The sequence below is a fragment of the Cupriavidus pauculus genome, from assembly GCF_008801835.1.
Classification (GTDB): Bacteria; Pseudomonadota; Gammaproteobacteria; order Burkholderiales; family Burkholderiaceae; genus Cupriavidus; species Cupriavidus pauculus.
Window position 1 is genome coordinate 69,236 of sequence record NZ_VZOW01000026.1, and the last position, 7,009, is coordinate 76,244.

Annotated in this window: 6 protein-coding genes; 2 read left to right on the forward strand and 4 right to left on the reverse strand. The window is 64.6% G+C overall.

The genetic code is table 11. The annotated features are described in order from the left end of the window. Nucleotides 1–125 precede the first annotated feature (125 nt). Nucleotides 126–2,489 carry a UvrD-helicase domain-containing protein gene (locus F7R19_RS22030; protein ID WP_150982018.1) on the forward strand — a complete coding sequence of 788 codons (2,364 nt, stop codon included), beginning with the start codon at nucleotides 126–128 and terminating at the stop codon, nucleotides 2,487–2,489. 57 nt (nucleotides 2,490–2,546) lie between these two features. Here F7R19_RS22030 and F7R19_RS22035 read toward each other — a convergent pair whose 3' ends face one another. From F7R19_RS22035 to F7R19_RS22050, 4 genes are all read right to left on the reverse strand, one after another. Next, entirely contained in the window at nucleotides 2,547–3,356 is an 810-nt protein-coding gene (locus tag F7R19_RS22035) for a BPSS1780 family membrane protein (RefSeq protein WP_061956858.1), read from the reverse strand. A 6-nt stretch (nucleotides 3,357–3,362) separates the two neighbouring features. Beyond that, nucleotides 3,363–4,346 (reverse strand): homoserine kinase, encoded by a 984-nt coding sequence (locus tag F7R19_RS22040; protein ID WP_061956859.1) that lies wholly within the window; start codon nucleotides 4,344–4,346, stop codon nucleotides 3,363–3,365. Nucleotides 4,347–4,502: 156 nt separating this feature from the next. After that, nucleotides 4,503–4,922, reverse strand: coding sequence for a hypothetical protein (locus F7R19_RS22045; protein WP_061956860.1), 420 nt, complete (start codon nucleotides 4,920–4,922; stop codon nucleotides 4,503–4,505). 189 nt (nucleotides 4,923–5,111) lie between these two features. Beyond that, a complete protein-coding gene (locus tag F7R19_RS22050) occupies nucleotides 5,112–6,059 on the reverse strand; it encodes an LOG family protein (protein WP_211922776.1) in 948 nt (315 codons plus the stop codon). A gap of 4 nt (nucleotides 6,060–6,063) precedes the next feature. On the opposite strand from F7R19_RS22050, the gene F7R19_RS22055 reads away from it, so the two are divergent. Further along, the coding region (locus tag F7R19_RS22055; RefSeq protein WP_282959943.1) for a 5'-3' exonuclease at nucleotides 6,064–7,009 on the forward strand (946 nt) is incomplete at its 3' end.

Below are 7,009 nucleotides of genomic sequence, written 5' to 3' on the forward strand. Positions count from 1 at the left end.
TGGGGTATCGGTGTGCATTTTCGGGCCATGGCCGGCCATTGCGGCGCTGCCCGGGCCCCGCCTGCTGACGGGCCCGGGACGTGGCCGCCGGTATAATTGCCGCCTACCTTCCCGGCCCCGATCCGATGTCCAGCCTGCTTGCCAATCTCAACGCCGAACAATTAGCCGCCGTCACCCTGCCGGACGAGCCCGCCCTGATCCTGGCCGGCGCGGGCAGTGGCAAGACGCGCGTGCTGACCACGCGGATCGCCTGGCTGATCCAGAACGGTCGGGTCTCGCCGGCCGGCATCCTGGCTGTGACCTTTACCAACAAGGCCGCCAAGGAAATGCAGACGCGCTTGTCGTCGATGCTGCCGATCAACACGCGCGGCATGTGGATCGGCACTTTCCACGGCCTGTGCAACCGGATGCTGCGCGCGCACTTTCGCGACGCCGGCCTGCCGCAGACATTTGCGATCCTGGACACGCAGGATCAGCTGTCGGCGCTCAAGCGGCTGCTCAAGCAACTGAACGTCGACGACGAGAAGTACCCGGCCAAGAGCCTGCAGTACTTCATCAACAACGCCAAGGAACAGGGGCTGCGGCCGGCCGACGTCGAGGCCAACGACGACTTCAACCGGCGTTTCGTCGATCTCTACGCGGCCTATGACGAGCAGTGCCAGCGCGAAGGCGTGGTCGATTTTGCCGAGCTGCTGCTGCGCTGTCACGAATTGCTGCGCTATAACGACGCGATCCGCCAGCACTACCAGCATCGTTTTCGTCATGTGCTGGTGGACGAGTTCCAGGACACCAACGTGCTGCAATACCAGTGGCTCAAGCTGCTGGCCGGCTACGGGTCTGGCCATGCTGCGGCGGTGTTCGCGGTGGGCGACGACGATCAGAGCATCTATGCGTTCCGTGGCGCCAACGTCGGCAACATGCGCGATTTCGAGCAGGAATTCCGCGTGCGCCACATGATCAAGCTGGAGCAGAACTACCGCTCGCATGGCCACATTCTCGACTCCGCCAACCACTTGATCTCGCATAACGCGCGGCGCCTGGGCAAGAATCTGCGTACCGATGCCGGACACGGCGAGCCGGTGCGCGTGTTCCAGGCGGGCTCGGACGGGCAGGAAGCGTCGTGGATCGTTGAGGAAATCCGCGATCAGATCGCGCAGGGCATGTCGCGCGCCGAAATCGCCATCCTGTACCGCAGCAACGCGCAGTCGCGGGTGATCGAGCACGCGCTGTTTTCGTCAGGCATTCCCTATCGTGTCTACGGCGGCCTGCGCTTTTTCGAGCGCGCCGAAGTCAAGCACGCGCTGGCCTATCTGCAGTTGATCGAAAATCCGCGTAACGACGCCGCGTTCGGGCGCGTGGTGAATTTCCCGACGCGCGGCATCGGCGCGAAATCGCTCGAAACGCTGCAGGACGCCGCGCGTCAGTACAACTGCTCGCTGGCCGAGGCGGTTGCCTACGTGCCGGGCAAGGCCGGCAGTTCGCTCGGCGCGTTCCTGCGCCTGATCGAGCAGATGCGCGCCGAGACCAGCCGGATGACGCTGGCGCAGACCGTTGAATATGTCACCAACACGTCTGGACTGATCGCGCATTACCAGACCGAAAAGGAAGGCCAGGACCGCATCGAAAACTTGCAGGAACTGGTGACCGCGGCGCAGGCATTCGTGGTGGAAGAGGGCTATGGGCTGGATGCGCTGGCGCGCATGCTGCCCGTGCATCGTGATGCGCCGCCAGCGCTGGCGCAGGGCGACCAGGACCAGCAGGTGCTGGACCCCGAGCAGTTGCCGGTGGTGATGACGCCGCTGGTGGCGTTTCTCACGCATGCATCGCTGGAAGCGGGCGACAACCAGGCGCAGGCCGGGCAGGACGCCGTGCAGATGATGACGGTGCACGCGGCCAAGGGGCTCGAGTTCAACGTGGTGTTTATCACCGGGCTCGAGGAAGGGCTGTTTCCGCATGAAAACAGCGCGATGGAGGCGGACGGCCTTGAGGAAGAGCGCCGGCTGATGTACGTGGCCATCACGCGCGCGCGCGAGCGGTTGTACCTGTCGTTCGCGCAAAGCCGTGTGCTGCATGGCCAGATGCGATATCACGTGCGCTCGCGCTTCTTCGAGGAGCTACCCGAGGCGTCGCTGAAGTGGATCACGCCGCAGGGTCAGGCGTATGGCACTTATGGCGCCGGCAGCGGGCGCCAGTCGTCCGAGCGGGAATCGGGCTGGGGCCGCGATTGGTTCAAGCGTGCCGAAGACGTGCCGTACACGGGGCGCAAGCCCACCGGCGGCATGGACACCGGCAAGAACTATGCGGAAGAAAAACGTGCCGCCGCTACGGGATTCCGCGTGGGGCAGAACGTGTTCCACAACAAATTTGGGGAAGGCCGCATCAAGGCGCTCGAGGGCGAGGGCGCCGATGCGCGCGCCAACATCGATTTCAAGCGCCACGGCGCCAAGTGGCTGGCGCTCGGCGTGGCCAAGCTCGATCCGATCGACTGAAGCCCGCCGCCGGGTGGGTGAGGCCGCCTCGCTCGTGCAAGCGAGACGGCAGGCGCCTCAGGGCTGCGGCGGCTGCGGCGCGACGTCCGCGGCCTCGCCGGGCGGCACGATATTGAAGCAGCCGCGATAGGTCGCGTAGAACGAGCAGTACAGGATCGCCAGGATCAGCAGCGAATATGGCGTCACCAGGAACGACAGCACCGCTTCGCCGCCGAACGCCGCAAATACCGTTTCCAGCACCAGCGGCACCGCCACCATCAGCACCGCAAACAGCACGGCGTAGGTGAAGAACGCGCCGCGGTTGCGCCAGCATGCGGTCCAGCTGAAAAACAGCGCCTTGACCGGCGGCACCTGGTGCCAGGCCGACAACAGCGGCGCGAACCAGAACATCATCGCCACGGGCGTGTAGAGCAGCGCGCCGATCAGCAGCGCGAGATACAGTTGGCGCACGGTTTCCGCGGATGGCTCCTCGCCCTTGAATACCATCGGGGCGACCGCGCCGATATCGACCACCGTGGTGGCGATCAGGCTGAGCGTGAATACCAGCGTCGCATAGATGCCGCCCAGCACCAGCAGGTTGCGCGTCGCCTGTTTGCCGTTGGTGCGAAACCCCGCCAGCAGGATGGTGGGCAGCACGCGCTTGTTCTGGATGACTTCGCGGCATGCGGTCATCACGCCGACATACAGCCCGGGCGTGACCACCAGCAGTGCAATGATGCCGAACAGCGGCACGAAGATCGCCAACTGCGCGGCAATCAGGTAGATGAACAGCAGCATCAGGAACGCGAGCGGGTTCTTGCGAAACAGCCAGACGCCCTGGCGAAACCAGACGTAGCCTTCCTTGGCGGAAACTTCCAGTAGTTGCATGGCGAATCAGATCCAGGGGAGCGCGGCCGCGTCGTCGATGCGGCGGCGCAGAATGCGTTCGAAGTGGGTCGGATCGTGCGGCTGCAGCATATCGGCCTCGCGCGGGAGATAAAAATCCCACAGGCGCGAGATCCAGAAACGCAGCGCGCCGGCACGCAGCATGTCCTGCCAGTGCGCGGCCTCGACGTCCGTCAAGGGCCTGGCCGCATGATATGCCTGCAGCATGGCGCGCGCGCGATCGATGTCGAGCACGCCGGTCGGCAAATCGATGCACCAGTCGTTCACGGTCACCGCAAGGTCAAACAGCCACTTGTCGTTGCCCGCGAAATAGAAATCGAAGAAACCGCCGAGCTTGTGCCTGCCGTCGACCTCGTCGAAGAGCACGTTGTCGCGGAACAGGTCGCAGTGGCACGGGCCGCCTTGCAGCGCGGCGTAGTCGGCGCTGGCGAAGAACGCGCTCTGATGGGCGATCTCGTCGGACAGCAACTCGCGTTGCGATGCGTCCAGGAACGGCGTGATCTCGGGCTGCGTCTGCCGCCACCACGCCAGGCTGCGCAGGTTGGGCTGCTGACGCGGATAATCCTGGCCGGCCAGATGCATGCGCGCGAGCATCGAGCCGACTTCCGCGCAGTGCTCGGCTTGCGGCGCCAGCTGCGAGGCGCCGGGCAGGCGCGTGACGATGGTGGCGGGCTTGCCCTTCAGGCTGCGCAGGATCTCGCCGTCGCGCGCGCGCATCGGCGCCGGCACGCTGATGCCGTGGCGCGCCAGATGGTCCATCAGGTGCAGGTAGTACGGCAATTGGTCGAAGTGCAGCCGCTCGAAAATCGTCAGCACATATTCGCGCGTGACGCCGTCCTGCTCCATCGTCAGAAAAAAGTTGCTGTTCTCGATGCCCGACGCAATGCCGCGCAGCGCGCGTACTTCGCCGAGGTCGTAGTCAAGCAGCCAGCGGGCGATCTCGTCCTGCGAGACCGTGGTGAATACGGCCATACTGTTTAATTGGTGCGAATCAGGGGACGGCGGGACCGGAAGGACAACACGTTCCGCCGCCGCGGCATTTCTGCCGGAGGGCCGGCGCGATCCGCGTCGGCAAGCTGGCCGCGCGGATCGTGGGTAAGAAGACTATCAGGGTATCGCGGGCGAACGTCAGAACTTCAGGTTCACCGACGGCACGCGGTTCACGTCGTGGTCACGAATCTTGGGCGAGCTGTCTTCGGGCTTGCTCATTTCGTATTTGGTGCCGAATCCGGAATGCACCTGGATATCGGTGGCGCGGCCCTTGTCACGATATTCGGTCACCTGCGTGCCATCGCGCTCGCGCAACTGGAAGCTCGGCTCGCGCGGCTGGTTCAGTTGGCTCTTCACTGCCGGCGCGATCGGCTGGTTGTTGATCTGGTTTAGTTCCTGCTGCGTCAGCGCATTGCTCGATTCCGAGCCCTGAGCCAGCGCCGGGGTTGTCACCGCCAGCGCCAGCACGGCGGCGCCGAGCGCGGGCAGATAGCCGTGGCGGCCAAGGGCGGCATACAGATCGGCCAGCCTGGCACCCGGTTGCGAAGGGGAAGTCATCTGAGGCTCCTGTGCGCGCAGGGCAGCCAGCCCCGCAACGCGGATTTGGCCTGCGCACCCGGCGGCGCCGGAATCTGGCAGGCGGACAGGCTTCCATTCTAGCAATTCCTGCCGATTCCGGGCCGCTCTCGTGGCCTTGCGTCCACCCGGCGGACCGCCATCGAGGGAGAGCCGGGCTGCACTTTTGCCTTACAGATAGAACATTTCTTCCTTGGGCGGAATGGGATGGTCGCCACCACGTTTTTCGTAGTACTCGTAGACGGCTTCCAGCACTTCCTGCGGCTCGTCGACGATCTTCATGAGGTCGAGGTCGTGTTCGGCGATCAGGCCCATCGGCAGCAGCGTGAAGCGGAACCAGTCGAGCAGGCCCTTCCAGAAGCGGCTGCCATACATGACCACCGGGACCGAACGCGATTTGCCGGTCTGCACCAGCGTCAGCACCTCGGCCAGTTCGTCGAGCGTGCCAAAACCGCCCGGCATCACGATGAACGCGTCGGAGTTCTTCACGAAGGTGACCTTGCGCGTGAAGAAGTGACGGAATCGCATGGCGATATCCTGGTACGGATTGCCTTGCTGTTCATGCGGCAGTTCGATGTTTAGGCCGACGCTGGCGGATTTGCCCGCGTGCGCGCCCTTGTTGGCGGCTTCCATGATGCCGGGGCCGCCGCCGGAGATTACCGCGAAGCCGGCGTCCGAAAACAGGCGGGCGATCTCGATGGTCTTCTGGTAGTAAGGCGAGTCTTCGCGCAGGCGCGCGCTGCCGTAGATCGACACGGCGGGACGGATCTCGGAGAGGTACTCGGTCGCCTCGATGAACTCTGCCATAATCGTGAACATTTGCCACGAGGCGCGCGCCTTCTTGGCCGTGGCGCGATCTTCGTCGGCCAGCGCACGCAGGCTCGGGATCATCTTGCGCGGATTGGCGCGCGCCGCCGCAGCGCGTGCGGCAGCTTCCTGTTCTTCGGGACTTTTGCCGGCCGCCGCGGCATCGGCCTTGGCGGCAATGGCTGCAGCATGCGCCGACGCTTTCTCGGGCGGCGGATTCACAGCATTACCCGAAATGTCGGAAACGTCCGTATCGGCGAGGGGGGCGGCGTTAGCATCGCCTGCGGGGGCACCAGTCAATTTTGAGTCCATGGGAATGTCGGATAGTCCAAAAACACTCTTGCTCGTCGATGGATCGAGCTATCTATATCGCGCGTATCACGCTCTGCCGGACCTGAGGAATGGCGAAGGGCTGCCCACAGGGGCAATCTACGGCATGATCAACATGCTGCGCAAGCTGCGCAACGATTACCCGGCACAGTATATCGCCTGCGTGTTCGACGCCAAGGGCAAGACGTTCCGCGACGACATGTATCCCGCGTACAAGGAGCATCGCCCGTCGATGCCCGAGGACCTCGCCCGGCAGATCGAACCGATCCATGAAGCCGTGCGCGCACTGGGCTGGCCCATCGTCGTGGTCGAGGGCGTGGAGGCGGACGACGTGATCGGCACGCTCGCCTGCCAGGCCACAGCGCAGGGCGTGCACACGGTGGTCTCCACCGGCGACAAGGACCTCGCGCAGCTGGTCAATGACCACGTCACGCTGGTCAATACGATGAGCGGCGAGGTGCTGGATCCGCCCGGCGTGCTGAACAAGTTCGGCGTGCCGCCCGAGCGTATCGTCGATTATCTGTCGCTGATCGGCGATGCGGTCGACAATGTGCCCGGCGTGCCCAAGGTGGGCCCGAAAACCGCGGTGAAATGGCTGACCGAATACGGCTCGCTCGACGCCATCATGGCGGCTGCGGACGGCATCAAGGGCGTGGTGGGCGAGAACCTGCGCAACACGCTGGACTGGCTGCCGCGTGCGCGCGAACTGGTCACGGTAAAGACCGATTGCGATCTTTCCGATGCGGTCGCCGATTTCCATGCCCTGCACGATCTTGGCGAGGACAAGGAAAAGCTGATCGCATTCTTCCAGCGCTACGGCTTCAAGACGTGGCTGCGCGAGGCCACCGGCGAGGCGCTGCCGAATGCGCGCGCGGCCGCGGCCCGCAGCGCGCCGGCGCCCGCACCGGCGCAGGGCGGCCTGTTCGACGCGC

Excerpts from the sequence above, each read along its gene's own strand:
- F7R19_RS22030 (WP_150982018.1), top strand. The coding sequence starts at position 126 with ATGTCCAGCCTGCTTGCCAATCTCAACGCCGAACAATTAGCCGCCGTC.
- F7R19_RS22035 (WP_061956858.1), bottom strand. The coding sequence starts at position 3,356 with ATGCAACTACTGGAAGTTTCCGCCAAGGAAGGCTACGTCTGGTTTCGC.
- F7R19_RS22040 (WP_061956859.1), bottom strand. The coding sequence starts at position 4,346 with ATGGCCGTATTCACCACGGTCTCGCAGGACGAGATCGCCCGCTGGCTG.
- F7R19_RS22045 (WP_061956860.1), bottom strand. The coding sequence starts at position 4,922 with ATGACTTCCCCTTCGCAACCGGGTGCCAGGCTGGCCGATCTGTATGCC.
- F7R19_RS22050 (WP_211922776.1), bottom strand. The coding sequence starts at position 6,059 with ATGGACTCAAAATTGACTGGTGCCCCCGCAGGCGATGCTAACGCCGCC.